The sequence below is a fragment of the Membranihabitans maritimus genome, from assembly GCF_021729145.1.
GTDB lineage: Bacteria > Bacteroidota > Bacteroidia > Chitinophagales > Saprospiraceae > Membranihabitans > Membranihabitans maritimus.
Genome location: NZ_JAJSLW010000129.1, coordinates 1 through 219 on the forward strand (window position 1 = coordinate 1; position 219 = coordinate 219).

The 219-nt window shown below is 49.3% G+C and carries 1 protein-coding gene; it reads right to left on the reverse strand.

All coding sequences use genetic code 11. The annotated features are described in order from the left end of the window. The coding region (locus LVD47_RS23585; RefSeq protein ID WP_236981194.1) for a hypothetical protein at positions 1-219 on the reverse strand (219 nt) is incomplete at both ends.

The following is a 219-nucleotide window of genomic DNA, read 5'->3' on the forward strand; positions in this document are numbered from 1 at the left end:
GTCTTCTACGTCTACCAATACCCAGGCTTTACCCCAGTTACACCAGTAATCCATAACCAACAACTCTACCATAGGCTGCTCATCCCCAAGGGACAGGCATGCATCTTCACATTTGAACGGAACTGCTTTGCTCCATCCACCTCCCAGGTAGGCTACCTCTTTTCCATATCCCGGTACCCCACTCAATCGATCGAAGAATCCTTCCAGCTCTTCTATGAC